General features: G+C 61.3%; 27 protein-coding genes and 1 tRNA gene. 17 read left to right on the top strand and 11 right to left on the bottom strand.

Annotation, left to right across the window (positions count from 1 at the left end; translation table 11 throughout):
• Positions 1-76 precede the first annotated feature (76 nt).
• Positions 77-352, bottom strand: a complete 276-nt coding sequence (locus DID98_RS29080; RefSeq protein WP_260426914.1) for a DUF2964 domain-containing protein — start codon at positions 350-352, stop codon at positions 77-79.
• A gap of 390 nt (positions 353-742) precedes the next feature.
• Here DID98_RS29080 and DID98_RS29070 point away from each other — a divergent pair, with 390 nt between their 5' ends.
• The 8 genes from DID98_RS29070 (at position 743) to DID98_RS29040 (ending at position 6109) form a co-directional block, all read left to right on the top strand.
• Positions 743-2632, top strand: coding sequence for a sigma-54-dependent Fis family transcriptional regulator (locus tag DID98_RS29070; RefSeq protein WP_124523293.1), 1890 nt, complete (start codon positions 743-745; stop codon positions 2630-2632).
• A gap of 134 nt (positions 2633-2766) precedes the next feature.
• Entirely contained in the window at positions 2767-3069 is a 303-nt protein-coding gene (locus DID98_RS29065; protein ID WP_059527056.1) for a 2Fe-2S iron-sulfur cluster-binding protein, read from the top strand.
• Between the two features lie 56 nt (positions 3070-3125).
• The gene (locus DID98_RS29060; RefSeq protein ID WP_044846907.1) at positions 3126-3620 is read left to right on the top strand and encodes an SRPBCC family protein; all 495 of its coding nucleotides are present in this window, start codon (positions 3126-3128) and stop codon (positions 3618-3620) included.
• Between the two features lie 103 nt (positions 3621-3723).
• On the top strand, positions 3724-4101 hold the full coding sequence (locus tag DID98_RS29055; RefSeq protein ID WP_044846867.1) for a DUF2946 domain-containing protein: 378 nt from the start codon (positions 3724-3726) through the stop codon (positions 4099-4101).
• 229 nt (positions 4102-4330) lie between these two features.
• Entirely contained in the window at positions 4331-4696 is a 366-nt protein-coding gene (copC, locus tag DID98_RS29050) for a copper homeostasis periplasmic binding protein CopC (RefSeq protein WP_124523295.1), read from the top strand.
• Between the two features lie 43 nt (positions 4697-4739).
• Positions 4740-5186, top strand: coding sequence for a copper chaperone PCu(A)C (locus DID98_RS29045; protein ID WP_124523297.1), 447 nt, complete (start codon positions 4740-4742; stop codon positions 5184-5186).
• 32 nt (positions 5187-5218) lie between these two features.
• Entirely contained in the window at positions 5219-5395 is a 177-nt protein-coding gene (locus DID98_RS35955; RefSeq protein WP_185500404.1) for a hypothetical protein, read from the top strand.
• Between the two features lie 84 nt (positions 5396-5479).
• Positions 5480-6109, top strand: a complete 630-nt coding sequence (locus DID98_RS29040; RefSeq protein WP_124523298.1) for a LysE family translocator — start codon at positions 5480-5482, stop codon at positions 6107-6109.
• 44 nt (positions 6110-6153) lie between these two features.
• On the opposite strand, the gene DID98_RS29035 is transcribed toward DID98_RS29040, so the two are convergent.
• A complete protein-coding gene (locus tag DID98_RS29035) occupies positions 6154-7479 on the bottom strand; it encodes a leucine-rich repeat-containing protein kinase family protein (protein ID WP_124523300.1) in 1326 nt (441 codons plus the stop codon).
• Between the two features lie 149 nt (positions 7480-7628).
• Here DID98_RS29035 and DID98_RS29030 point away from each other — a divergent pair.
• A tRNA-Leu gene (locus DID98_RS29030) sits at positions 7629-7713 on the top strand.
• A gap of 339 nt (positions 7714-8052) precedes the next feature.
• On the opposite strand, the gene DID98_RS29025 is transcribed toward DID98_RS29030, so the two are convergent.
• From DID98_RS29025 to DID98_RS35950, 6 genes are all read right to left on the bottom strand, one after another.
• The gene (locus tag DID98_RS29025; RefSeq protein ID WP_124485262.1) at positions 8053-8970 is read right to left on the bottom strand and encodes a LysR family transcriptional regulator; all 918 of its coding nucleotides are present in this window, start codon (positions 8968-8970) and stop codon (positions 8053-8055) included.
• A 98-nt stretch (positions 8971-9068) separates the two neighbouring features.
• Positions 9069-10130: a porin gene (locus DID98_RS29020; protein WP_124523304.1), complete on the bottom strand. Its 1062-nt coding sequence runs from the start codon at positions 10128-10130 to the stop codon at positions 9069-9071.
• 558 nt (positions 10131-10688) lie between these two features.
• A complete protein-coding gene (locus DID98_RS29015; protein WP_185500405.1) occupies positions 10689-11024 on the bottom strand; it encodes a DUF485 domain-containing protein in 336 nt (111 codons plus the stop codon).
• 14 nt (positions 11025-11038) lie between these two features.
• Positions 11039-12718, bottom strand: a complete 1680-nt coding sequence (locus tag DID98_RS29010; protein WP_260426267.1) for a sodium:solute symporter family transporter — start codon at positions 12716-12718, stop codon at positions 11039-11041.
• A gap of 50 nt (positions 12719-12768) precedes the next feature.
• Positions 12769-13926, bottom strand: a complete 1158-nt coding sequence (locus tag DID98_RS29005) for a M20 aminoacylase family protein (RefSeq protein ID WP_124523308.1) — start codon at positions 13924-13926, stop codon at positions 12769-12771.
• A gap of 557 nt (positions 13927-14483) precedes the next feature.
• The gene (locus tag DID98_RS35950; RefSeq protein ID WP_185640898.1) at positions 14484-14918 is read right to left on the bottom strand and encodes a hypothetical protein; all 435 of its coding nucleotides are present in this window, start codon (positions 14916-14918) and stop codon (positions 14484-14486) included.
• Between the two features lie 59 nt (positions 14919-14977).
• Between DID98_RS35950 and DID98_RS28995 the strand changes: the two genes are divergently transcribed.
• From DID98_RS28995 to DID98_RS28970, 6 genes are all read left to right on the top strand, one after another.
• Positions 14978-15361: a cytochrome c gene (locus tag DID98_RS28995; protein ID WP_124523310.1), complete on the top strand. Its 384-nt coding sequence runs from the start codon at positions 14978-14980 to the stop codon at positions 15359-15361.
• A 302-nt stretch (positions 15362-15663) separates the two neighbouring features.
• Complete coding sequence (locus tag DID98_RS28990; protein WP_260426268.1) at positions 15664-16302, top strand: SGNH/GDSL hydrolase family protein; 639 nt, start codon at positions 15664-15666, stop codon at positions 16300-16302.
• Positions 16303-16457: 155 nt separating this feature from the next.
• Entirely contained in the window at positions 16458-16877 is a 420-nt protein-coding gene (locus tag DID98_RS28985; RefSeq protein WP_124571852.1) for a ribonuclease E inhibitor RraB, read from the top strand.
• A 270-nt stretch (positions 16878-17147) separates the two neighbouring features.
• Positions 17148-17510: a hypothetical protein gene (locus DID98_RS28980; RefSeq protein WP_124523234.1), complete on the top strand. Its 363-nt coding sequence runs from the start codon at positions 17148-17150 to the stop codon at positions 17508-17510.
• 38 nt (positions 17511-17548) lie between these two features.
• Positions 17549-17989, top strand: coding sequence for a hypothetical protein (locus tag DID98_RS28975; protein ID WP_124523232.1), 441 nt, complete (start codon positions 17549-17551; stop codon positions 17987-17989).
• 243 nt (positions 17990-18232) lie between these two features.
• Positions 18233-18715, top strand: a complete 483-nt coding sequence (locus tag DID98_RS28970; protein ID WP_124523230.1) for a hypothetical protein — start codon at positions 18233-18235, stop codon at positions 18713-18715.
• 26 nt (positions 18716-18741) lie between these two features.
• Here the strand turns inward: DID98_RS28970 and DID98_RS36665 are convergent, their stop codons facing one another.
• The gene (locus DID98_RS36665; RefSeq protein WP_081058047.1) at positions 18742-19230 is read right to left on the bottom strand and encodes a DUF3592 domain-containing protein; all 489 of its coding nucleotides are present in this window, start codon (positions 19228-19230) and stop codon (positions 18742-18744) included.
• A gap of 465 nt (positions 19231-19695) precedes the next feature.
• Here DID98_RS36665 and DID98_RS28960 point away from each other — a divergent pair, with 465 nt between their 5' ends.
• Complete coding sequence (locus DID98_RS28960; protein ID WP_124523228.1) at positions 19696-20049, top strand: colicin immunity protein; 354 nt, start codon at positions 19696-19698, stop codon at positions 20047-20049.
• Between the two features lie 379 nt (positions 20050-20428).
• Positions 20429-22408: a TIGR02391 family protein gene (locus DID98_RS28955; protein ID WP_124523226.1), complete on the top strand. Its 1980-nt coding sequence runs from the start codon at positions 20429-20431 to the stop codon at positions 22406-22408.
• Between the two features lie 1332 nt (positions 22409-23740).
• Here DID98_RS28955 and DID98_RS28950 read toward each other — a convergent pair.
• Entirely contained in the window at positions 23741-24121 is a 381-nt protein-coding gene (locus DID98_RS28950) for a hypothetical protein (protein ID WP_221621954.1), read from the bottom strand.
• Positions 24122-24142: 21 nt separating this feature from the next.
• Positions 24143-24342 (bottom strand): hypothetical protein (locus DID98_RS36095; RefSeq protein WP_221622539.1); only part of this gene is annotated, 200 nt, incomplete at its 5' end.

The raw sequence follows: 24342 nt of genomic DNA, 5'->3' as shown, positions 1-24342 counted from the left end.
AATTTGCGATGTGCGTCGTTCCGACGCGCATTTCCTCTGACCAGCGCGACATCCGGCACCGTTTTGCCGAACGGCGTCAGTGAGGATCGGTGGGCCAGACGTTCAGCGCGATCGCGGCGGTCGTGGCGCCCACCGCGATCGCGGCCGCTCCGTATTGCACCGCGTCGCTCAGGTCGAACAGCAGCCCGTGGATCGCCACGGCGATGCCGCCCAGCATGATGAAGGTGGCGATGGCCGCCAGCACGACTCTCAGTTCCGTCCGAACCATGATGCGTCTCCCGAACGGATGCATGTCGCGTCGCATGCATGTTGCGATGCGGAACACGGCGCGTGCGTGTTCCATTTCCATCATTGCAGGCGGGCGCTTAAAAGCAAGGGGTTTTTGTACGCAGTCGCACAACGTGCGCGGCGCTTGTATGATGAGGCGATATCGACGGCGGCGGCCCGGGTGGCGGATGGTGCGGTGCAGGGCGTCAAAGGGTTCGACTGCGAAGCGGGGCCTCGGAACGCGCTGATGTGCGGGCTCGGGTAGACCGCGAAGCATGGGACTAGAGCAAGCGCTGAAGCGCCAACTTGGGCCGACTGCGAAGCATGGGGCCCAAGTAAGCGCTGAAGCGCTAACTCGGACCGACCGCGAAGCATGGGGCCCAAGTAAGCGCTAAAGCGTCAACTTGGGCCGACCGCGAAGCATGGGGCCCAAGTAAGCGCTGAAGCGCTAACTTGGGCCGACAGGAGACAAGACATGCCTCAATCTTTCGTGCTGCCCGCCACCGCGGGCCGCACCGACCTGCTCGCGCAGGCGCATGCCCGTTCGACCGCGGTCGGCCTGCGCGCGAACGAGCGCCCCGATTTCTCGCCGCTGTCGCGGCTCGCGCTGCGCGAACTGCTCGACACGAACCACGCATTGTTCGCGCACGCGCGCCCGGTGATGGAAGACCTCCACGCGCAAATCGCCGACACGCAAAGCCTCGTGCTGCTCACCGATGCCGACGGCGTGATCCTGCACAGCATCGGCGACGCGGACTTCATCGAGAAGGCGAACCGCGTCGCGCTGTGCACCGGCGTGTCATGGGCCGAAGGCGCGCGCGGCACCAACGCGATCGGCACCGCGCTCGCATCGGGCCAGGCGGTCGCCGTGCACGGCTCGGAACACTTCCTGCGCGCGAACCATATCCTCACCTGCTCGTGCGCGCCGATCATCGATCCGTTCGGCCGTACCCTCGGCACGCTCGACGTGAGCGGCGACCCGCGCGGCTTCAGCCCCCATACGCTCGCGCTGGTGCGGATGTCCGCGCAGCTGATCGAGAACCACCTGTTCGCGAACCAGTGCGCGGAGGCGCTGCGGCTGCGCTTCCACGCCCACGAGGATTGCGTCGACTCGCTGTTCGCCGGGCTCGTCGCGTTCGGCCCCGACGGCGGGCTGATCGCCGCGAACCGGAGCGCGCAATTCCAGCTCGGCGCGACGTTCGATGCATTGCAGCATCAAGGCTGCGACGCGCTGTTCGGCATGCACTTCGGCCAACTCGCGCAGCAGGCGGCCCGCGCGGCCGGCGCACCGTTCCGCCTCACGCTGTCGACCGGCGTGCGCGTGCTCGCCCGCTGCGAATTCGCGGAAGCGCACAAGACGGCCGTCGCCGTCACGCCGCCCGCCCCCGCCGTGCGCACGCGGGCGCCGGACCCCGACGCGATCACGTTCGCGACGCTCGACACCGGCGATGCGCGGATGGCCGCCGTGCTCGAACGCGTCGCGAAGATCCGCGGACGCGACCTGCCGTTGCTGATCCTCGGCCAGACCGGCACCGGCAAGGAATGGCTCGCGCGTGCGCTGCACCAGGCATCGCCGCGCGCGGACGGCCCGTTCGTCGCGGTCAACTGCGCGGCGCTGCCGGATTCGCTGATCGAGGCCGAACTGTTCGGCTACGAGGACGGTGCGTTCACCGGCGCGCGCAAGCGCGGCAGCCCCGGCAAGATCGTGCAGGCCGACGGCGGCACGCTGTTTCTCGACGAAATCGGCGACATGCCGCTCGCGCAGCAGGTCAGGCTGATGCGCGTGCTGCAGGAGCGCGCGGTGATGCCGCTCGGCGGCGCACGCGCGGTGCCGGTCGACGTGCGCGTGGTCTGCGCGACCCACCGCGACCTGCGCGCGATGATCGCCGCAGGCACCTTCCGCGAAGACCTGTTCTACCGGATCAACGGGCTCGCGGTCACGCTGCCGCCGCTCGCCGCGCGCACCGACCTGCCCGCGCTGGTCGAGCGGATCCTCGCGCGGCTGGCGCGCAGCGAGCCGATGCCGGGCCGCCTCGCGGCCGACGTGCTCGACGCGTTCATGCGGCACCGCTGGCCCGGCAACCTGCGGCAAATGACCAACGTGCTGCGCACGGCCGGCATGCTCGCCGAAGACGAAGCCGAAATCACGCTCGCGCACCTGCCCGACGATTTCTGGCTCGACTGCGACGACGCACCCGCGGCGCAAGCCGCACCGGCCGACGTGCGCGAAGCGACGACGCTGCAGAGCCACCAGGCCGCGGTGATCGATGCCGTGCTCGCACGGCACGGCGGCAACGTATCGGCCGCCGCGCGGGAGCTCGGGCTCGCCCGCAATACCGTGTACCGCTACCTGCGCCGGCACTGACACGTTCCGGGCCGGTTGCCCGCCCGACGGGCGCCGGCCGCAGGCGGCTTCGGGTATGCTTGGCGCTTGCGTTGCCTTCCGGCATCGCGCTGCCTTTCCTCGCTTCGCTGCCGATTCGCCGCCCGCTTTCACCCATGACCGATCCCGACCACCCGCCTCTCGTGCGCATCGAGCCGCTCGGCGCGACGTTCGACGCGCCCGATTCGCTGACGCTGCTCGAGGCCGCCGCGTTCGCGCACGTCAGGCTGCCGCGCTCGTGCCGCAACGGCACGTGCCGAAGCTGCCTGTGCAGGATCGTCAGCGGCAGCGTACGCTATACGATCGAATGGCCGGGCCTGAGCCGCGAGGAAAAGGCCGACGGCTATACGCTGCCGTGCGTGGCCGTCGCGACTTCGGATGTCGTGCTCGACGTGCCCGATGCGGTCATGATCGACTGAACGCGGCGCGCGGCCGCGCGCCGTCCCGCAACGATGATGCCTGCCTGGAGAAGATGATGACCCAGTCCACCGATCGCATCGAGAAACAAGCCTTGCTCGCCGCGCCGCTGGCGCGCGTCTGGGAAGCCGTCAGCAATGCCGGCGAATTCGGCATCTGGTTCGGCGTGTCGTTCGACGGGCCGTTCGTGCCCGACCAGCCGCTGTTCGGCCGCATCACGCCGACGCGCGTCGACGACGACATCGCCAAGGCACAGGAGCCGTATGCGGGCACTGTGTTCGAAATCGTCGTCGATCGCGTCGAGCCGAAACAACTGTTCTCCTTTCGCTGGCATCCGTTCGCGATCGACCCGAACTTCGATTACACGTCCGAGCCGATGACGCTCGTCACGTTCGCGCTCGCGGAAAAGGACGGCGGCACGCTGCTGACGGTCACCGAGACGGGTTTCGACCAGCTGATCGAAGCGCGCCGTGCGAAGGCGCGCGAGATGAACGATCACGGCTGGGCCGCGCAGATGATGCTGATCACGAAATATCTGGCGAAGCACGCGTGAGCGCGCCGCGCGTCATTCCCGGTATCCACGTGCCCGCATGCCCTAGCCGCGGGTGCATGGCATAATCCGCTCCATCGTTACCCTACGCCGCCCCGCGCATCGCATGCTGAGTCGTCGTTTCCGGAAGATCGTCAGTCTGATCGGGATGCTCGCCATCCTGATGACGGCGCTCGCGCCGACGATCTCGCAGGCGCTGACGACGCAAGGCCGCGTCGACGCGCTGCTTGCCGGCCACTGCACGGCCGCGCCGGCTGACGGTGGCCACGCCGGCGATGCGTCGTCGAAAAGCCTGCAGGCGCATCTGCAGGCCTGCGGCTATTGCAGCCTGCTCGCCCATACGCCGGCCCTGCCCGCGCCCGAACTGACGTTCGCGGCCAACGTCCACCCGCTCCAGCACCGCGAAGCAACCCGCTTCGAAAGCCTGCGCCGCGCGCTGCCGCTCACGGCCGCGCAGCCGCGCGCCCCGCCGCTCGCGTCCTGATTCGTCGTCACCGCGCGTGATGCCGCAGCGCATCGCGCCGTCCGCACGCGTCCGCGCGTGCATGCCGTGTCACGTTTCGAAGGACGATCATGTTCGACCGTATTGCTCGCGGCGCCGTGCCGTGCGTGCGCTCGTCCGCTTCAGGCCGTTGCGCGCGCGTGAACGCGCGGCCGCGTGCCGAATTCGAATACATCGTTTTCCTTATCATTTCCAACCGGATCATCCCGTCATGAAAACCACTGCATTCCTCCGCGGCGCACTCGTCGCTCTCGGCTTCGTCGTCGCCCAGGCCGCACACGCGCACGCGCACCCGAAAACCCTGGAACCGGCCGCCGACGCCACGCTGTCGAGCGCGCCGCACGCGGTCACGATCGACTTCAGCGAAACGCTCGAACCCGCATTCAGTTCGATCGCCGTCACCGACAGCCACGGACGGTCGGTCGCCGACGGGAAATCCGCGGTCGACGCCGGCAACCGGAAGCGGATGCATGTCGCACTGGCGAACCTGACGCCCGGCACGTACACGGTCGCGTGGGTCGCGGTGGCGAGCGACGGCCATCGCACGCAGGGCCGCTACGCGTTCACGCTGAAGTAACGCACACGCTGCCCGCTTCCCTACCCGATCAGGAACACCAACAATGAAACCCTCGATTCCGACCAGCCTGCTGTTCGCCCTGCTGGCGCTGCAGGCGCCCGCCACGTTCGCCGCGTCGGCCGTCCAGGCCGATGCATGCTGGATCCGCACGATGCCGGCGACGGTGCCGTCATCCGGCTATTTCACGCTGAAGAACGACGGCGACAAGCCCGTCACGCTCACTGGCATCGATACGCCCGCGTTCGGGATGGCGATGATGCACGAAACGCAGACGGCCGGCAGTACCGCGAAGATGGTTCACGTCGAAGCGGTCGACGTGCCCGCGCACGGCACGGTGACGTTCAGGCCGAAGGGCTATCACGTGATGCTCGAGGAGCCGCGCCAGCCCGTCGCGCCCGGCGCGAAGGTGCCGTTGCGGCTGCATTTCGCCGACGGCGCGACGGCGTCCGTGACCTGCGACGCGAAGGCGCCGTCCTACATCGGCCAGTAACGCCGCCTGCGCAACGACCGAAGGAGATGCACATGAGCAAGGAACGCCTGCCGCTGGCCAACCTGATCGTCCGCTACCGGACGCCGCTGAATGTCGCCGTGCTGATCGTCTGCGGGTTATGGGCGGGGTGGATCGCATGGATGACGCGGCCGTCCGCGATCGATTCGCCGTCGTCGATCGCCGCCTACTGCGTGCGCGGCGCGCGTTGACGCCGTGTGTCGGGGTGAACCGCGCCGCCGTGGCATCATGCACGGATTCACCCCGACCGCAGAACCCGCCTTTCGGAGCGCCGCATGTCCATTCAGACCTGGCTGCTGTTTGCCGCAGCCTATCTCGCCACCACGCTGTCGCCGGGCCCCAACGTGCTGCTCGTCATCCGCAACACGGTGCGCTACGGCTCGCGCGGCACCGCCGCGACGATCGCGGGCAACCTCGTCGCGCAAGGCGCGGTGGTCATGCTCGTCGCGTTCGGCGTCGGCGCCGTGCTGGCCGAGATGCCGCCGCTGTTCATCGCGATGAAGGTCGTCGGCGCCGCGTATCTGATCTATCTGGGCATCCGGCAACTGCGCGGCGGGCGCAACCCCCGTTCGCCGGACGGCAAGGCCGCGATCGTCGAGCCCGACCGCAGGAAACTGTTCCGCGAAGCGCTGTTCGTGTCGGGCAGCAATCCGAAGACGATGATCTTCCTGTCGGCATTCATGCCGCAGTTCATCGCGCACGATCGCCCGCTCGCGATGCAGTTCGTCGCGATGTACGCGACGATCGCCTGCACCGTCGTCATCGTGCACAGCGTCTATTCGTTCGGCGTGCGCCGGCTCCATCGCGGCATCGGCATCAGCCCGTGGGTACGCGCGGCCAAGCGCGCGAGCGGGCTGCTGTTCGTCGGGCTCGGGATCAAGCTGCTGACCGCGCGGCAGGCGTAAGCATCCGCACGGCGACGGCCCGCGCCGCGGCGCGGGCGGAATCGTCAGCCCTTCGATTCGGCCAGCGCTGCCGCAATCTCGCCGAACGACGGCCGCGCGTCGATATCTTCGTTCAGGCACGCGGCCGCCAGCGCGTCGAGTGCGTGCGAGCCTTCCCACGCAGGCGGCTCGCAGCGCGCCAGCAACTCGCCGAGCAGATGACCGAACGCCCTGACCTCCAGCCGTTCGAGCCGCGCCGCGCGCTCGCGGTCGTTCACGTCGTAGACCGACGCCGCGCCGAAATCGCCGAGCAGCGCGCCGCCCTTGCCGTCGTGCAGGATGTTGTGCGCGTACAGGTCGCCGTGCATGATGCCGCGCGCGTGCAGATGCGCGGCGACCGACGCGATGCCGAGCGCGATCCGCGGCGCGTCGGCCGGCGCGAATCGCGCATCGGCCGCATACACGTCGCGCGTGCAGGACGCGAAGCTCGGCGGCCCGGCGAGGTTGGTCAGCGCCGGATCGACCAGCGCCATCACGAGGCCGTGCGTGCCGTCCGGATGACCGCGCACCTTGCCGATCACCGGAATCATGTTCGGATGGCGCCCGGCGTGCAGGCAGGCGGCCATTTCGCAATCGGGCAGGCCGTCGCTCGTCACCGCGCCCTTGAACAGCTTGACCGCGACCGCTCGCGGCACGGCGCCGTCCACACGCCATTGCGCGCGGTAGATTACGCCCGACGCGCCTTCGCCGAGCTTCTCGTCGCAGGTCAGCGACCTCCAGTCGATGTCCGCGACGCCCGGCTCGGCCGAAGCCGCGGCTTCCGGCGCGGCGCCGAACGGATTGCCCGCCGACGCGAGCCACGCGAGGCGCGGCAGGCGCAACAGCCAGTCCGGCAGCGCGTCGAGCCGGTTCGCCGACAGCCGCACCAGCTCCAGCGCACGGCAGGCGGCCATTTCGGGCGGCAACGCACGCAGCCGGTTACCCGCGAGCATCAGCTTCTGCAGGCGCGCGCAATCGCCGATCTCGGCGGGCAGCGCGTCGATTTCGTTGTCGGTCAGGATCAGCCAGCGCAGCGCACGCGGCAGCGAGTCGCGCGGCACCGTGCGGATCCGGTTCGCCTTGAAGCCGATCATGTCGAGCTGCGCGCACGTGCCGAGCACTTCAGGAAATTCGGTGAAGCGATTGCCGGACGCGAACAGGATGCGCAGGCGATGCAGCCGCGACAGGTCGTCCGGCAGCGCGGACAGCGCATTGCCGGACAGGTCGAGCACTTCGAGCGTATCCGCCAGATCGAAGATCTCGCGCGGGAATTCGGTCAGCCCGCACGCAAGCTTCAGTTGCCGGGCGCCCGACAGCTGGCCGGCCTGCAGTTGTTCGAGGGTCGTCGTCACGGGGAGAAAACGGGTTGCGGTTGCGAGGATCGTCGGATCGATCCGGCGAATTTTACCGGGTTCCCCCTCGCCTGCCCCGCGATCGCGTCACACCCCCTTCACAAACGCGCAATGTGGCGCTAGAATTGCGCCCCTTGCAGTACTGAAGTGCCGACGTGGTGAAATTGGTAGACACGCTATCTTGAGGGGGTAGTGGCGAAAGCTGTGCGAGTTCGAGTCTCGCCGTCGGCACCAGATACGGTTTTTCCGTGTTTCGTGCATTTGCAGAACCCGCGACAGCGCATGGCTTCGCGGGTTTTTTGTTGTCCGCTGCGCAACGACCGAGGCAACCCCGGCCGGCGAGACTGCGCAAACGGCGGCCCGCATCCGCATGCGCCCTTTCGCATCCGCACCTCCCGGATACGATGAGCCGCACGCAAAACACGCATCAATGCTCGTCTGCCCGGTTCAGGAAAAAAAGCGGATATCGACCGTCCTCCAGACCCCTTCCGTGTTGAACGGGCTTCGTGCACGAGTCGCCGCACCGTGTCGATATCGCCCGCCTCATAGAGCAACAGGCCCCCGCTCACCGAGCTAGCGTGTCGGCAAGTCCTCCGCGAAATTGTCGAACACACGTTGCACCAAGGCATTGATTCTCAGCATCGTGGCAGACTGGGTTCTGCCCGCGAGCGTGACGATCCCGAAACAGGCCGAACCAGCCAGCGGCGGATCGAGCGGCACCGGATGCAACCTTCCCGCCCGAACCGCCTCGTCGAATACTGGCCGGCTGCCAAGAATGACGACATCGCTGACGGCTGCCGCCGCCTCCAGCTCGCCGAAATCGTCGCTCTGGAGCTTGATGCGATCCGCGATTGGATATCCGAGATGCTGCTGAAGATCGTCGAGCGCGTACTTCGACAGATGCGTGCAGCCGACCGGATACTTCAATAGATTCTCGGGCGATACGCCAGCCATGCCCGCGAGCGGATGCGCGTGACCGCAGAAGAATGCGGCCCGCCATCTCGGCAGCGGCACGATCTCGATTTCCGGCTGCTGCGTGAGCGACGCGATATCGCCAACGAACATGTCGATGCGCTCCGCCAGCAACATGCCGAGCAGGTCGGCAGTATTGCCTCGCTTGAGTACCACGCGTACTTGGGGCGCATTAACGGCCCCGAACGTCAGGATGGGTTGCCTGAGCAGCGCGGCTGGCGTCGCGCCCAGCCCGATGCAGAGATCGCCGAACTCCCCGCGCTCGAGCAGCGCGAGGTCGCGCCTGAGCTCCCGCACTTCGAAATCGATCCGGCGCGCCCGCTCGACGAATACCTTGCCGTGCGGCGTCAGCGTGATACGTTGCGCGCCGCGATCGAACAGCGAAATACCGAACTCCGCTTCGATCGACTGGATACTGCGTGACAGCGCGGATTGACTCAGGTGCACCTCCGCGCAAGCGCGACTGAAATTCTGGCACCGAGCGAGCGCGAGGACATGTTGCAGTTTGCGAAGGTTCATGTGAAATCAGGCGTTCACGGGCAGCGACCTGCCCACGTGCGGAAAGTATAGTCGCGCCCTTCGCCGCAACGGCTCGATCGTGGCGCCCGTGTGCCGTATCAGAACCGGTGATGAATGCCGACGCTCACGCCGACCTGACTCTTGCCAGGCTGGCCCACACTGGAAAAGCTGTTGACGCCGAACGCGCTCTCGCCGGAGTTCCAGACCGTGCCGACATGCGCATACAGAAACGTCGCCTTCGACAGCAGATACTCGCCTCCGCCGACCAACAGCGTCGGATGCCCCGGCGTGCTCTGGAACGCGTAGCGGCCGCCCAGCACGTACCATTGAATCGTCGGCGTCGCGAAACCCTTCGCACTGCCCCAGTAAGCCATGCCGCGCGGCGTCAACTGGAGGTCTCCGACCACGCGCGTGACGCCCGCGGCAACGGTCACGCCGCCCACCGTATAACGAAGCGCCGCGCTGTACCGCTCATCGACCCGCCCCGACGCATCGATGCCGCCTGCGCTCGCACCGCGACTCTGCTCGTAAAGCACGCGAGCGGCAAGCGCTCCCCGGTCATATTCGAGCGCCGCACCGACATACCGGCCGGCCAGGCCGTTGCCCGGAAGTTGTTGACCGAAGCCATATTCAGCCTCGACATTGAATCCGTAAAACGGCTGCGACTGGAACTTCACCGCATTGTTCAGCCTCAGCGTCGCCAGCGGGATCGCGTTCAGCGAAAGCGTCGAGTCGTTGGCGAAATACGTAGGATCATAGAGCACCGTCTTGTCGAACTGTACGCTGTATTGCCGCCCGAACGTCAGCCGGCCATAAGGCGATCGAAACCCGACGCTCGAAAGGCGGTTGAACAACGTGCCCGGCGTCACGAGGGTGCCCTTGCCGAGGTCGAAGCCGTTTTCGAGCTGAAAGATTGCACCGTAGCCCCCGCCGAGATCCTCGTCGCCCTTGATGCCGAAGCGGGACGGCAGAAACGCACTGCCCAGCATGCCAAGCGACGACTTCCCGTTCGATCCGGCGTTGGTCAAGCTCTGGATGCCGATATCCAGGATGCCGTACATGACCACCGAGCTCTGCGCGCGGGCGCCATCCGCCCCCGTCGCGCACGCAAGCGTCAACGCGGTCGTCGCCAGTCTCCTCACTGATTTTCTGTTTTTCATGTCGTCCCATCATTGATTGGATTGCGCTGCGATCCGGCTCCACGCATTCCCGCTCGTTACGGCATATCCATTTCGCATACCGAATCGTTGGAAAACCGATTTTCTTCATCGCATGCGCGGCACCGGAGCATGCGTCCGCGTGAATCTTCGAGACCGCGATGCATCGTATTCAGCTAAAAAATCACCATCCAATGAGATTCTTGTCGTCCGGCGATGCAAGAGTTGCATGCCCCTCCGATGACTGTGTGAGGAACGCACGAGCGGGCGCTTCGATCATGTCGGTCACGACCGACATGGCCATCCTCGTCAAAAAAAAGCGCGTATCAGTTTCATGACTGACACGCGCACAAGGAGACACGGCTCTGATGTGGATTGCGCGAACGACGCGTTGTGACCTTGGACTACCGCGGCGCACGACGATCAGGACATCCATTCGGCTAGACGGCGAGTCCCGGACAAATCGGCGTGGTTCCGACAGCACGGCATATCGATTCGTACCGGTCGCCATGCGACCGCGCAACGGGCTTCGTCATCGCGAACCCGGACGCGCCCGCCCGTTCATCGGGCAATCCGCCCGACGAGCGGGTCGATCCAGCGGCCGGCTATCCACACGTACGCGCCCGTTGCGATCGCGCAGAACCAGTAAAGCCCGATCCCGACGACGATCCCGACCGTCATCGGCGATTCGACCGGGAAGTGGCGTGTCAACACGGCCGGAGCGAACGCGACGGTCAGGATGAACGCAAAGTAGATGCCCAGCACGAGCACGCTCATGCCGATGCTCAGGCGTGTGCGACGCCGGACCAGACGGGCCACGTCGCGCGTGCGTGCGTCGACGCTTGCGTTCGCATCGGTGCTGCGCGCGACGACTGCCGGGTGATTGACGTTCGACATGGTTGCTCCAGTGATCAGTGAGTTTGGGGAGCGCTGATGCCGATTCCGGTCGCGCTGCGGAACATCTGCGCATCGAATCCCGCGCGCTCCGCCGCCGCACGAGCGGACGAGTCGGTAATCGATGCGAGCCATGCGACGCCGAACGCCAGCGTCATCGAGAACAGGGTCGGATTCGCGTACGAAAAGAGCGCGCTGTCGTGCTTCAGGATGCCCACCCAGATTGTCGGCCCGGTCACGAGCAGCCCGACCGACGACACCAACCCGACTATCCCGCCAGCCAGTACGCCGCGCGTCGTCAATCCTCGCCAGAACATCGACAGCATCAGGATCGGGAAGTTGGTGCTCGCCGAAATGGAGAACGCGAGCCCGACCAGGAAGCTGATGTTCAGGTTTTGCACGAGATGCGACAGCAGCAGCGCGGCCGCGACCAGTACGAACGTGGCCCGGCGCGATACCGCCAGTTCGCGTGCCGGATCGGCTTGCCCCCGGCACAGGATGCGCTTGTACAGATCGTGACCGACCGCCGATGCGCCCGAAATCGTGAGGCCCGCGACGACCGCCAGGATCGTTGCGAACGCAACTGCGGACATGATGCCGAGGAACACGTCGCCGCCGAAGTAATGGCTCAGATGCATCGCCGTCATGTTTCCGCCGCCGATCAGCGTGTGCGTGACCGGATCCAGGAAAGCGGGATTGCGGAGCACGAATACGATCGCACCCGCGCCGATCACGACGACCGCGGTATAGAACCACGCAATGAGCGCGGTTGCGTAGAACGCCGATTGCCGGGCCGCGGCGCCGTCACGCACGGTGAACAGGCGACTCAGGATATGCGGCAGGCCTACCATGCCGAAGATCAACGACATGCCGAGCGAAATCGCATCCACGGGATTCGTGACGAGCCGGCTCGGCGCCAGCACGGCCGAGCCGGCCGGATGAGACTGCACCACCGTGGCGATCAGCCGACTGGCGCTGAAGCCGGTCGCCTGCAGCACCTTGAACGCCAGATACGTACCGATCGCGACCATCAGCACCGCCTTGACGATCTGCACCCACGTGGTGGCCAGCATCCCGCCGATCAGCACGTACACGAGCACCAGTGCGCCAACCGCCAGCATCGCCACCATGTAAGGCACGCCGAACAGCAGCTGGATCAGCTTGCCGGCGCCGACCAGCTGGATGACGAGATAGAACAGCACGATCACCAGCGAATTCACGGCGGCAAGGCTCCGAACCGGACGCTCCGCGAGACGGAATGCGACGACATCGGCGAGCGTGAAGCGTCCGAGATTGCGTAGCGGTTCCGCGACGAGAAACAGCAGGATCGGCCAGCCGATCAGCGTGCCGACGCCGTAAATGATGGAGTCGTAGCCCGAGCCGGCCATCATGCCGACCGCACCGAGGAACGACGATGCGGACATGTAGTCGCCTGCGAGCGCGAAGCCGTTCTGCAACGGCGTGACACTTCCGCCGGCCGTATAGAACTGCGAAACCGAGCGGTTGCGACGCGATGCCCAGTACGTAATGCCGAGCGTCAACGCAACGAAGAGCAGAAACGGCGCAAGCGTATACCCGCTTGCGACGCGCTGCGCCGGTGCTTCGGCCGCACATGCCGCGCCCGTTGCGGCCGCGGCGCACACGCCTGCCGACAGCGAGGCCATCGTCCGCCGGGCGCGAAACGTTGCACGTTCCATGATGTTCTCCTCCATTTTTTATGAATGCTTCGGTCGCGCGACGCTTTCCGTCAAACGCCGAGACGGCGACGCACGACTTCGTCGAAAATCGCGACGCCGATCGGTGCCACGTCGTCGTTGAAGTCGTATTCGGGGTGATGGCACATGTGACCGCCCTGCCCGAGAAAGAAATAACAACCGGGCCGCGCCTCGAGAAAGCGCGCGACATCGTCACCCGCCATCAACGGTGCCACGTCGGTCAGCACGTTCGCGGCGCCGACCACGGTATCGGCAGCCGCCATGACACATCGCGCCGGAGCTTCCGCATTGATCGTGGCCGGCGTGCCGTGCGAAACGTCGAGATCGATCGCGCATCCGTGCGATAGCGCAACGCCGTCGCAGATCTCTCGCATGCGCCGATGCACGCGTTCGCGCGCCAGCGGCGACAGCGCGCGCGTGGTGCCTTGCAGCGACGCGCGATCGGGAATGACGTTCGCCGTCGCCCCCGCAACGAACTGGCAGATGCTCAGCACCGCGCTGTCGAGCGGATCGATCGCGCGGCTGACGACGGTCTGCAATGCGGTGACGAGCAACGCGCCGATGGCGATCGGATCGACGCTACGATGCGGCGTTCCGCCATGACTGCCGGTGCCGCGAATCTCGATCGAGAAAAAATCCACCGCGGCAAGCTGCGATCCGACGCGCACGCCGATCTTGCCCGGTTCGAGCTGCGGATGGTTGTGCAACCCATAGATTTCGTCGAACGGGAAACGCGCGAGCAACTGATCGTCGAGCATCGCCTGACTGCCTTTGACGATTTCCTCGGCCGGCTGGAATACCAGCACGACCCGCCCCTTGAACTGGCGATGGCCGGCCAGCAGCTTCGCCGCGCCGAGCAGGATCGCGGTGTGTCCATCGTGACCGCAGCCATGAAACAGTCCGTGATGGACCGAGCGATAAACCGGCCGGCCTTCCTCCTGGATCGGCAGCGCATCCATGTCGGCGCGCAACGCAATCGTGGGGCCCGGCCCGCCGTTACCGTCGATCACGCCCACCACGCCGGTGCGGCCGATTCCGGTATGCGTATCGATGCCGAACGAGCGCAGCAACTCCGCGACGAACGCTGCCGTGCCGGTTTCCTGAAACGCGATTTCCGGACGACTGTGAATCTGTCGACGCCACGCTTTCATGTCCTCGGACAGTGCGGCGACGGGTGTACTGATCTGCATGGAACGATTCCTCGGGGATTGCTGCCGCGCGGCAAGCGCGACGTGGCTGAACGAACCTGTCGAACAAGGCTCGACGTTCGCCCGATTCTAGAAATCGCAAAATATGCGGTCCAATGCAAAGTTTCGGTATTTCCTATGCAGAGAGCACATAGGCACGCGACGACACCGGCGGATTTGTCGGCCGCCATGCGCAGCGACCTCCGTGAGCGCAAATGCAGTCGCCAGATCAGATAGCCGCCGAATTGGTAGACACGCTACCTTGAGGGGGTAGCGGCGAAAGCTGTGCGGGTTCGAGTCTCGCCGTCGGCAGCGGAACACGGTTGCTCCGTGTTTCGGGCACGTTAAAAGAACCGCGACAGCGAAAGGCTTCGCGGTTTTTTATTGCATCGGCAAACCGGTCCGATGCGTGGACCGGCGCGTCATCGAAGAACGAGACGCGGCTGCCGGCTGGCGTCGCGCCGTCGATGCGCGAAACGGCGGCCCGGCAATGCGCGCCGACACGGCGTCGCAGACCGCGTCCGACGGGCGATCCGGTTGAATTGTTCGAGTGAATGGAATCAGATTGCGGGTTTCGGCTCGCGGACTGCCCGCCCGAGCGTGATGCGCCAGCATCCAGCCGCCGCCAGCGACAACCCGGTCGCAACGAAGATCGCGACGCGCACGCCTCCCCCCGGGGTCTGCGCGGTGCTCATCAGCGCGCCGAAGATCGCCACGCCGAATGCGGAGCCGCTTTGCCTGCTCGCATGGAGCACGCCAGCCGCGATGCCCGCACGGCTCTTCTCGACGGCGCCCATCATCGCGGCCGTGACGGCCGCCTGCAACGCCGGTTGGCGGCGGTAGCGGCTGTCGGCTGCGGAGCAATTGCTGCTTTCGCTTGCGCGTGTCGGTGTCGATTTATCCAATCCGCAGTTCGAACAGGCAATCAACGATTGCGTAGCCAACCTCCAGTCAGGCTGATCGGCCAATTTCCATGTACGGCCAAGAGCGACCATTCCACGATCACGCGTTTATACTCCCAGGCACAGCAATCTGCGTGATACGACAAGACCAAATGAAAACGAGAGAATTGTTGATCGCTTCGCTAGGAGCGTTGGTGTTGACTCAACCTTCACCATCCTTCTCGCAAAACATCAACGGGAAAAATCTCTATATACAAAGATGCGCGATGTGCCATGGCGCAGATATCACGGGCACCGGGCCATTGGCCAAGAAAAGCAATCCTGCCACGCCTGACCTCACAACTGCTGCGTTCAAAAAGCGACTCCATGATTATCCAGGCGTCATTGTTTCATCGGTAATACTTCGTCCGAACGGGGACCTGATTCCGAGAACTTTGAGGGAAAACGGCGTAAAGCTTGCGCCGCACTCCTGGACCGTTCAGGATTTTCGCGATCTGAATAACTACATGAGTGACGTGATTTCCAAAAGCCGATGATTCCGTGTTGACCGTCTGACCGCGATGGGTCGAGTACTGTCGGATTCGGAAGCATCATCGGCAGAGCGCATTGCCGGCTCATCGTCGGGGCCGGGTTCGGCCCAGACCGTGTCAAAACGTGCATGGGGCTACCGTTGTTCCTCTTCTGATCTGAACTGAAAATGTTGCCACTCTACAAGTTTGTCCTCGGCCCAATTCTGGTGATACAGGCACGCAGGCTAAGGCGAACGGCGCTACGCCTACCGGAAGCAGCAGGGCCTCGTTGCGGCAGGGAAGGCTCGCGAGAGGCCCTGCAACCGGCCTTGCGAATTCTGGTTGTCGGTGACTCGTCGGCGGCAGGAGTGGGGGTCGACGATCAGGTACAGGCATTAGCGCAACCGGTCGCCAAAATGCTGGCTATCAAACTGGGCAGGCCCGTTACATGGCAACTGGTGGCAAAGTCGGGTGTCAACACTGAAGAGTCTCTAGCGCTATTAAGGCAGAGCGAATTACAGCCGGCGGACTTTCTCGTGACCGCATTGGGTACTAACGATGTAACGTCGCAACGTTCGCCACGCCAGTTCCTGCAAGACTATCGGCGACTGGTTGAAGAAGTCCGCCGTCGCACCGGCGCATTCGGTCTGGTAGCAACAGGGCTACCGCCATTGCGAATTCTGCCAGCGGCGCAGCACCCGCTGCGCTGGTACCTGGGCCGATATGCCGCGTCTCTGGACCGCACGCTGCGGCGGTGGATTAGCCAGGACGCTGCCGCGCGCTATATATCGCTTGATTGGGCAGCAAAGCCGCTCGAGATGGCCCGTGATCGATTTCACCCCGGGGCTGGGCAATATCGCTGTTGGGCTGAGCTCGTCAGCGAGCAGATCGTGGATTTACTGGTTGAGGATTCTGGGCCAGTGGTCGATCTGGGCATGTGCAACGTAAAGCTTGAACGTCCGCTGTAGAGGAAAGCGACTGGCTGAATCCGCCGTCGGCTACGGCCGACCGCGTCGGGCGGCAGTCGGCCAAGAAGGGGCATTCGGTGTCAGATCGTAGATCGTCGACAACGAACAACATCTCTCCCGACGTTCACCGCAGGTAGCATGGTGAAATCCACGATATGCAAATCGACAGTAAGCACTCGATCATGGTCGTCATTGAAAATATTCAACGATACAAAAAAGAGGGGAAAGCCGTGTCAGTTATCGAGACTTTGATGGAAACTGCAGTTGCTGACGTTGATCAATTGCGTGTAATGGATACACAAGGAGACGACTTTGGCGTACCTCGCGAAGTCGATTTTTGCCTGATCGCACCGTCTGCCGAAAAGGCATCGATTGTTTCCGGTTTCATTAACGACTACCAGTACGGCCGCGCTTCGGTGGAACAAGTCGACGACCATTTTCGCGTCCTAGTCTTCATCAATATGCCAGTTCTCCAGCACAATATTTTAGCTGTGTCGGGATTCATGACGTGTATCTCTGCATTTTTTGGGCTGACCTACGATGGTTGGGGGTGCGTCGTTCAGAAACGCAACTGAAAACATTTTTCGATGTATTGCCGCCGTCGCAGTCCGGCCACTTTCGGACATTCGGGGCAGCCACGTAAATCACCGACAATGAGAGCTGCGCCGGTCCCAACCTGCGAACGTTCGTGATTTACGAATACGACCTTAAGGTAATATCGCCTCGTCTTACCGGCTCTCTCCGAGAGATAGCCGACGTTACAAAGATCGGTGCGCACATTCACAGAAGACATCCTGCCTGAGGGTAGGATTTTGTATCCTCGGTAACTACAACGTGAGGCGTTAATGAGCAACCGCATTCCCTCCTTCATCGTTGCTGCGGCATGTGCCTTCCCGGGCGTCCATGCGCTGGCCGCGGACCCGGACTGCGCGGGGCTTGATCGTTGGCCTACCAGTATGGCATTCGTAAAGCTTAAGAACGCAGGGCTAACCGACAACGACAAACTCGACTTCAACAAGACCAAGACGGTTCGACTCGCATCGGAACGAATTGGAAATGACTTGTACCGTCAAGTTCATCACGTCGTCTTCACTGAAAAAAGTGGTGAGACGATAGAGGTCATCACTGCAAGCGATGCATCGAGGGAAGAATGCTCTATGTCAGATGTCGAGGTGTTCGTGATCTCAAGACGGCTTGGTGGGAAATGACGCCTACGCCCTTTGCATCCACGTTCATAATAAGGAAAATGATCGTCGACTCATTCCAAAAAATAGGTCGCTACTTTTGGCTATGGCTTGTCGCCATTTTCTGCTCGTCAACGGCCCTAGGTGACACACGAGTTTGTACAGCAGCGGAGGCTCAGAAGGCAGAAGCTGTAGCTGCAGTTGGTAGGTCGTGGAAGCAGTTGCATCTACAATTTGTACAATATGCGCATTGTGACGATGGAGCCGTTGCGGAAGGTTTCAGCGAGTCAATTACTCTTTTGCTCGCCGATCACTGGGAAACTATTCGACAGATTGAACCCATGATCGCGTCAGATCCAGCTTTCCGTAAATTCATTATCCGGCATATTGACGAAAATGTGCCTGCAGACCGATTGCAGCGGATCGCCAGAAATGCGAGCAACCAATGTCCTGGAAATCTAAAGAACCTTTGTCAAGATATTAGAGCAGCGGCCATGAAATAAGCCTACGAACATCCATGCATAAAAAATGAGGCTCCGCGCAGGATGGCAACCCGGCATCATGCCGACCGTATTACTGGGTGTCCCCCAGAGGGCATGTGGTAGATCGAATGACCGTTTTCGGGAAATGTGTCAGACCGCTTAGGGTCGATCTGCGTCGGTCGCGGGCGCCGGGTGGCGGCCGGCCGAGTTCGGCCAGGAAGAGTCGCTCGACGCGATTGCCTGAATCGTCGACAATCAGTGTCGATGGATGACTGGGACGTGAGAAAAGTGAAGCTCTACCGAGTTACAGCGGCAATCGATGATGTGTCGGGCGCGGCAACGACCCGAACAAGGTTCGGGACGAATACGACATTCAATGCCACCATAGACGGTCGGCGACAATACGCTGTGCAGATTCTCGGAACTGTTCGAGTTGAGAGCGGAATGATCGTAACCGCAGTACTCCGGGATCCGAACGATTGGCAAACATTGGAGGGTTGGTGCGACCATCAGAGCGGGCGCATTGAGGGCGTTGCCTCAATAGCATCTCTGCGATTTGCCGCCATTTTGTTTGGTGCGCTTTTCGTGTCCGTCGTCGTTTTAGGGTTTGTTTTCAGGCCGGTTGCGGGCGAGCATCTACTTGCCGTTTCAATGATTTTAACTTTCGGCGCGGCGACACTGATACCCATTGTCGGTTGGTATCGGGGAATGCAAGTGTGGCGTGAGCTCCGCCTTGATCGACGATGACTGCCCCTAAACCGGTTGCGCGTAGTCTACCCGTCCCTCTTCGAATCGGCCCGCCTGAAGCTTTGAAGCCCCTTCGCAACTGAAGCGAGCAGCAGCAGAAGAAGAACCAGCGTGATCCAGTCCTCTCCTCGCCACGTTGCTCGGTCCAAGACCGAGTGACTGGCATCGGCCGGGTCGAAGTAAGCTGGCAGCGTATAGCCGGCGGGGCGGGATAGCGCAGCTCGCTTGGCAAGTTCTTGCGATCCGTACCATGTCGCGTTGTAACCGTAAATGGTGCTGCTACTTTGACTCACATATCGACGACCGTGCACGATATACGAGTATGTCCACGACGGTGTCCAGATCCTCCCGCTCTTCTGGGATCGAGAAATTGTTTCCGATGATAGAACGGTCGCGTCGGTCGAGGACCATGACCGCTCTACTATCACGAAATAGACTCGCGACGCAGTCGCGTTTCCGATCCAGACGATGACACTCCCCGCCAGAACTAGAGTTGTCCAGACGATGATGGACATCCGCGTATTTGTCCTTGTTTTCACTTGTAATCCGTTATCTCGGTTGAGATCGCTCTTTTTCGGCCTGGTCGAAGTCGTACACGGGGACAGACGGGCCGTAATAGATCAAGAGTCTCAATTCCCAAGGAATACGCGTAGCTTTGGGCGTAGCTTTTCTAGCCGGGCCCTGTCAGATAACGCGCAGGTACTGCTGCATCATTGGAGTGACGGGTGCAGGTGCTGCGGTGGGTTGGGTACTCATGTGACCGGGAAAAGTTGCTTTGCCTGCCCGAGTTTACCAGCGGCCTGAACGGGACGGCTCGAAGTTCGCCATCCGGCCGGTTGTTGGAGATCACGGCCGGCGGCTGTCGGCCAGGAGCGGACTAGTCGACAACCGTTACACAAAGCGGCCATTGGCGTCGTCCGCAATCGCAAAGGACGATCTAAAATGAACTTCTGGCAGTCGGATTGTGTTGAAACCACCCAATGAACATCGATCGTTCTCGCGTCTACGATTCGTCGGATGACTTTTTTTTCCTCGATGGAAGCATTGTGATGAAGCTTTCTACCGACGCGGCAATTGCAGTTTGTGAGCGGGCGGCCCAACACGGCTTGGTTGTCGCTCGAATCGAAGGCGGCATATGGCATTTCCCTGGATTCGAAGCGAGGGTCGATTGCATTTGGGATGGTGCTGATCCTCCTATTGATCTGGAGGCTGCGGAACGCAATAACCAAAGGGCAGCCGAGTTCATTAGATCGGAGAGCCCTCCGCACGATGTTTTCTTGATGACGACCCCGCCGATGACAGGCTGGAAATCCAGACAGCCACGGGGCTTTTGACGCCCCCATGATGCATCTCGACCACCCAGATTTACACCTAGGTCACGGCCCCGCTCATTCCACGGTAAACGTCCGCTTTGCCAAGACGTCAAGTCCGCAACGGGTCGGAAGTCGCCTGTCGGGCCGCACCGGGCGCCGACCGGCGACTTCCGGCCAGAAGTAGTCGTTCGAACCAATTCCCCGGATGTCTGCTTTCAGGGAAATGAACAGAGGTCGTCAAGTTCTAGTAACTGCATCATTCGTCGCCCGAAGTCTGCACGTGATCCCCCCCTTCCGTCCGATTTACGCATCAGTTGGAAAAATTCTTTCGGCGAGCTCGACCCTTGTCCGTCTGTGAGAATATGCTTCTCAAACGTGACGACAAGCGAAGGATGACAATATGGACGCGATTGATTGGAGCAATGTGTGGCAGACAGTACACCCGGCAATTCAGGAGCAAGCGAAAGATATCGCGGAATCTGGGAAATTCGACGATGCGATCCTAGCTGCGCTACGTTACGTCGAAAGTGAAATCCAAGGCCGTATTGGCTCTACTAGCATCGGCCAAGCCCTGCTGAATGAGGCGTTCGATGGCCCCGCACCCAAGATTCAGATCGGTGGTTCTCGTGATGTCGAATGGGTTAAATCGATATTCTCGGGCGCGTTTGGATTCGTCCGCAACGACAGAGCACACAAGGCCGTGCCAGCTCTCCCATGCGGTTCAATTGACGAGTGCAATTCCTTTCTCCAATTCGCGGGTTTCTTGTTGCGCCTTCTCGATCGCGATAAGGCGTTGCTGCCGAATATCGCTAGTGTCGAAGTTGTTGCGCTTTCCGATCGCATGACGGTGGGGTTCCATGGCGCTCAACTAACCCGAATAGACAAGGTTGTTGGATCGGGACAGTCATTTCGCGCAACACTTCAGCGAGCTGATCTGGCGGAATTCGAGCTTAGCCCCGGTTTCGCAGGAGAACTTGACGTGTTTTCAGGTGCGGACAAAGTCCATTCAGTGCATGTCGATGGGCGTCCCATCGGTACAGGCGCGGACAATATCTACGAGGTCATTGATGCAAACATCCCTTTATATGAGGATGTCGGCGGGAAGTTGCGACGACTTGATTGCACCGGGTTTATGGTCGAAGCAAATGAAGGGGGTAAGGTGTTCCTTCGTATTCAACCAACGCGAGGTACATACAAAAAAGGGCAATACGTCTCTCACGGTCCATTTGAATTCGATCGACCGGCCATAGGAAAGACTTGGTTCCGTTCGGCTAATGGAGAAATTCTTCCCGCGTGGGATAGCTCCGTGCTTGCCGCGCCGAATATTCTGGGAGAACGAGGGAAGGGGGTCGTGAGTAATCTTGGCCTGTTTCCAAACGTCGTTTCGTTATCCGTTGGCGAAATCCGAACTTTGAGTGCGCAAGTTGTCGAAACTGACGGCTCGATCCGGCGGAATGTATCTACCAGCGGCGGCGTGTGGAATAGCCAGGACGAGCAAGTTGCACATGTCGGCGGAGGAATACTCCGGGCGAAATCCTTGGGGAAAACACGAGTGGATTATATTCAACACGGATTCAAGAGTTCCATTGACGTGAGAGTCGAGGATCATGTCCATGGTGATAAATCTATCTATTTCGAAAGTTTATATCGACCGCAAAGCATCCGCTTCGATAGCGCCGACGACTTGTACTTCTGTGATCAATCTAGTTCTATTTTCAAGCTGAAGCGTAACGGTGGAGTTGAGACAGTATTGCGGATTCCCAAACCCGACCTAGCTCCCTTCGGCGTCGATTGCATCGCAATCGACAAAAATGGTGGAATTTATGCGAATAATATACATCAGGGTGCGGCATTCTACTTTCGTCGTGACGGTGCCCGCTTCGGTGCTGGTAATGAAATTGGTCGGAGCGTAGAAGGCACAAAGAAGGGCATGGTCACAACGAATTCCGGCGACCTCTTTGTTACCGTCATGCAGTCGAAAGGCGGATGCGTGCTACACGTTCACCCGGACGGGGTGGAAACGACATTCAGCCTGCGTGGGAGCGCACACGTTATTGGTATCGGTCCCGACGGTCACTTGTACGTAGCTCCGCACCGCGCGCGAAGCATCGACGTATATGAACAGGATGGACGCTTGATCGATACGATCGAACTCGCCGTCGAAGGACCGGTCGGCGACTTGTCTATATCAGCCGATGGAACGATATATGTCGCGATGTTCGGTGCAGGACAGTTGCTTAAACTGACTCGTTCTCCAGTCGGCTTTCAGCAGTCGGTAGTGGCAACGGATCTCGGGAGTCCGACTGGAGTTTCTTTGGATTCGCAAGGCCGTGCTTGCGTTTCCGATCTTTCGTCGGGTCGAATTTACCTCGTCTATTAGGACGACATGCCCCGCCACCATCTGGTGATGGCTCAACGATCACTGGCATCGGTCAATCGAGCAAGAAGCGGACAGCGGCATGTCAACCACGGATGACGAAAATGGGTCGGCTACGGCCGACCGCGTCGGGCGGCAGTCGGCCACAAGCGGTCGGTCGACATCGCCCTTGGGATCGTTGACAATTGCCCGTGGACCGCCTCAGTTTGACGTAGGAGGCAATTGTGGGAAAAGTTACATCTTTGCTTTCCAGTCATCAGTTGATTGGTACTTGGCGCGCAGATGAGGATGATGGGCGATCGCAATATACGGTAAGTGCTACTGCAGATGGCCTTACCGTATCTGGCCGAGATTTCCTCGATGGTGAGCCGTATCAAATCTCTAACGTGAGCTGGACAAATGCCTCAGTGGAATTCGATACATATATGGCGTCGACAGGAAGGCGGGGCCATCTCGTTTTATCTAAACTTCCAGAAAGCGATCAGGTGGAAATACTGTTCACTTTTACGGATCGCTGCTTAGCTTGTAAGGTGTGAATTTCGATAGATTTATCTCTGTTGAGTACCTTCGAAACATAATTGACTCGCCAGGAGTCAGCGAAGACGAAGAGGTCAGCGTAGGCTAGAAACCTTGCTGCATTCCAGCACCGACGAACTGAATGACCGCTTCACGCAAGGGCGACCGTCAGCTTCGGGTCGGCTACGGCCGAGCACGTCGGGCGGCAGTCGGCCAGTTTCGGCCGTCCGACATCGATGTTCAAATCTTTGACAATCAGCGCAGGATCGGGAAGGTTCTGTGTCAGTCCGGGTTCCACACCTCATCACCCTCAATAACCTTGTCAATTTTCCGGTTATTTACCAGCCTCCCTCTTTTTCATATTTTTCATACGACACAAACAACTGCTCAACCATACCCATGTCGGGAGTAAACCCTGCTCCGACGAGCGCCAGGACACCTCTCAAGATGAAATTAAGGTGCCCCCATATTAAGCACAAAACCACCCCAGAAGAAATCCATACCGTTAAAAACACAAGGCACCAGAGGCGATATCTTTGGTACTGAGATCTTGACATTTTCGGCGGCACCGGCCACGCGTCGCGAAAAATTTTCAGCATCATATCCCCCTTCGCCATTAATTCCCAATAGACAGATTAATTTCCCGTTGGCTTACCGTGGAGCTAACCGATACCCCGATTGCGAACGCTCCATTTATCAACACACTGACAGAGAAGCCTGTCATGGCCGCGACCGTTTCGAGTCTGCAACCGTCGGTCATACCCGGCGGGTAGTCGATGTCCCGTTCACCGCAGCACCGCATGCATGCGATGAGATCCGTCACTGGGCTTGAAACACCGCGGCATGCCAGTAGGCCCGTGGATCGCGGAACCAGGACGCGAATGCATTTCGGTCGAAGACTCGAAGCTGCTTCATCTCCACCGCATAACGCCGGAACAGAGCAAGCAACTCGCGCAAAGCACTCTCATCGACCTTCGCTTGATCGACATAGATGCTCAATACGTCTAGCTCGCCTTCATAGCGCTTCACACAAGGCAGCTTATCGAGCCACTCGAAGAATGCGGATTCATCGCACTCCGAGTAGTACCAAACACGCTTGGCAGATAGAACCAGATCACCTGTCACGACGTCTGCCTCCTGGATAAATGTTGTAGCCGCCTCCGCCGGGATATTGCACATCCCAACGGGCCCTTTGTTCACGTTCTTCTCTGGGCGGACTAGCTACCGGTAGCTTAGCGCATTGCGAACGGCCGCTTTGGCGAAGATCGAAGGTCTCCTTCGGGTCGATCTGCGCCGCTCGGACGTCGCCGGCTCGCCGGAGCGGCGCGACAGCATCGTATGGCGCAGTTCGGCCACTTCCGGACGTTCGTCGAGTCGGGAAAGTTGCCGTTGGAATGGCTGCATTACTCCGGAACCTGACG

The organism is Burkholderia sp. Bp8984 (assembly GCF_003853755.1).
GTDB lineage: Bacteria > Pseudomonadota > Gammaproteobacteria > Burkholderiales > Burkholderiaceae > Burkholderia.
The sequence above is the reverse complement of the archived record's forward strand: the minus strand, read 5'-3'. Positions and strand labels throughout refer to the sequence as shown.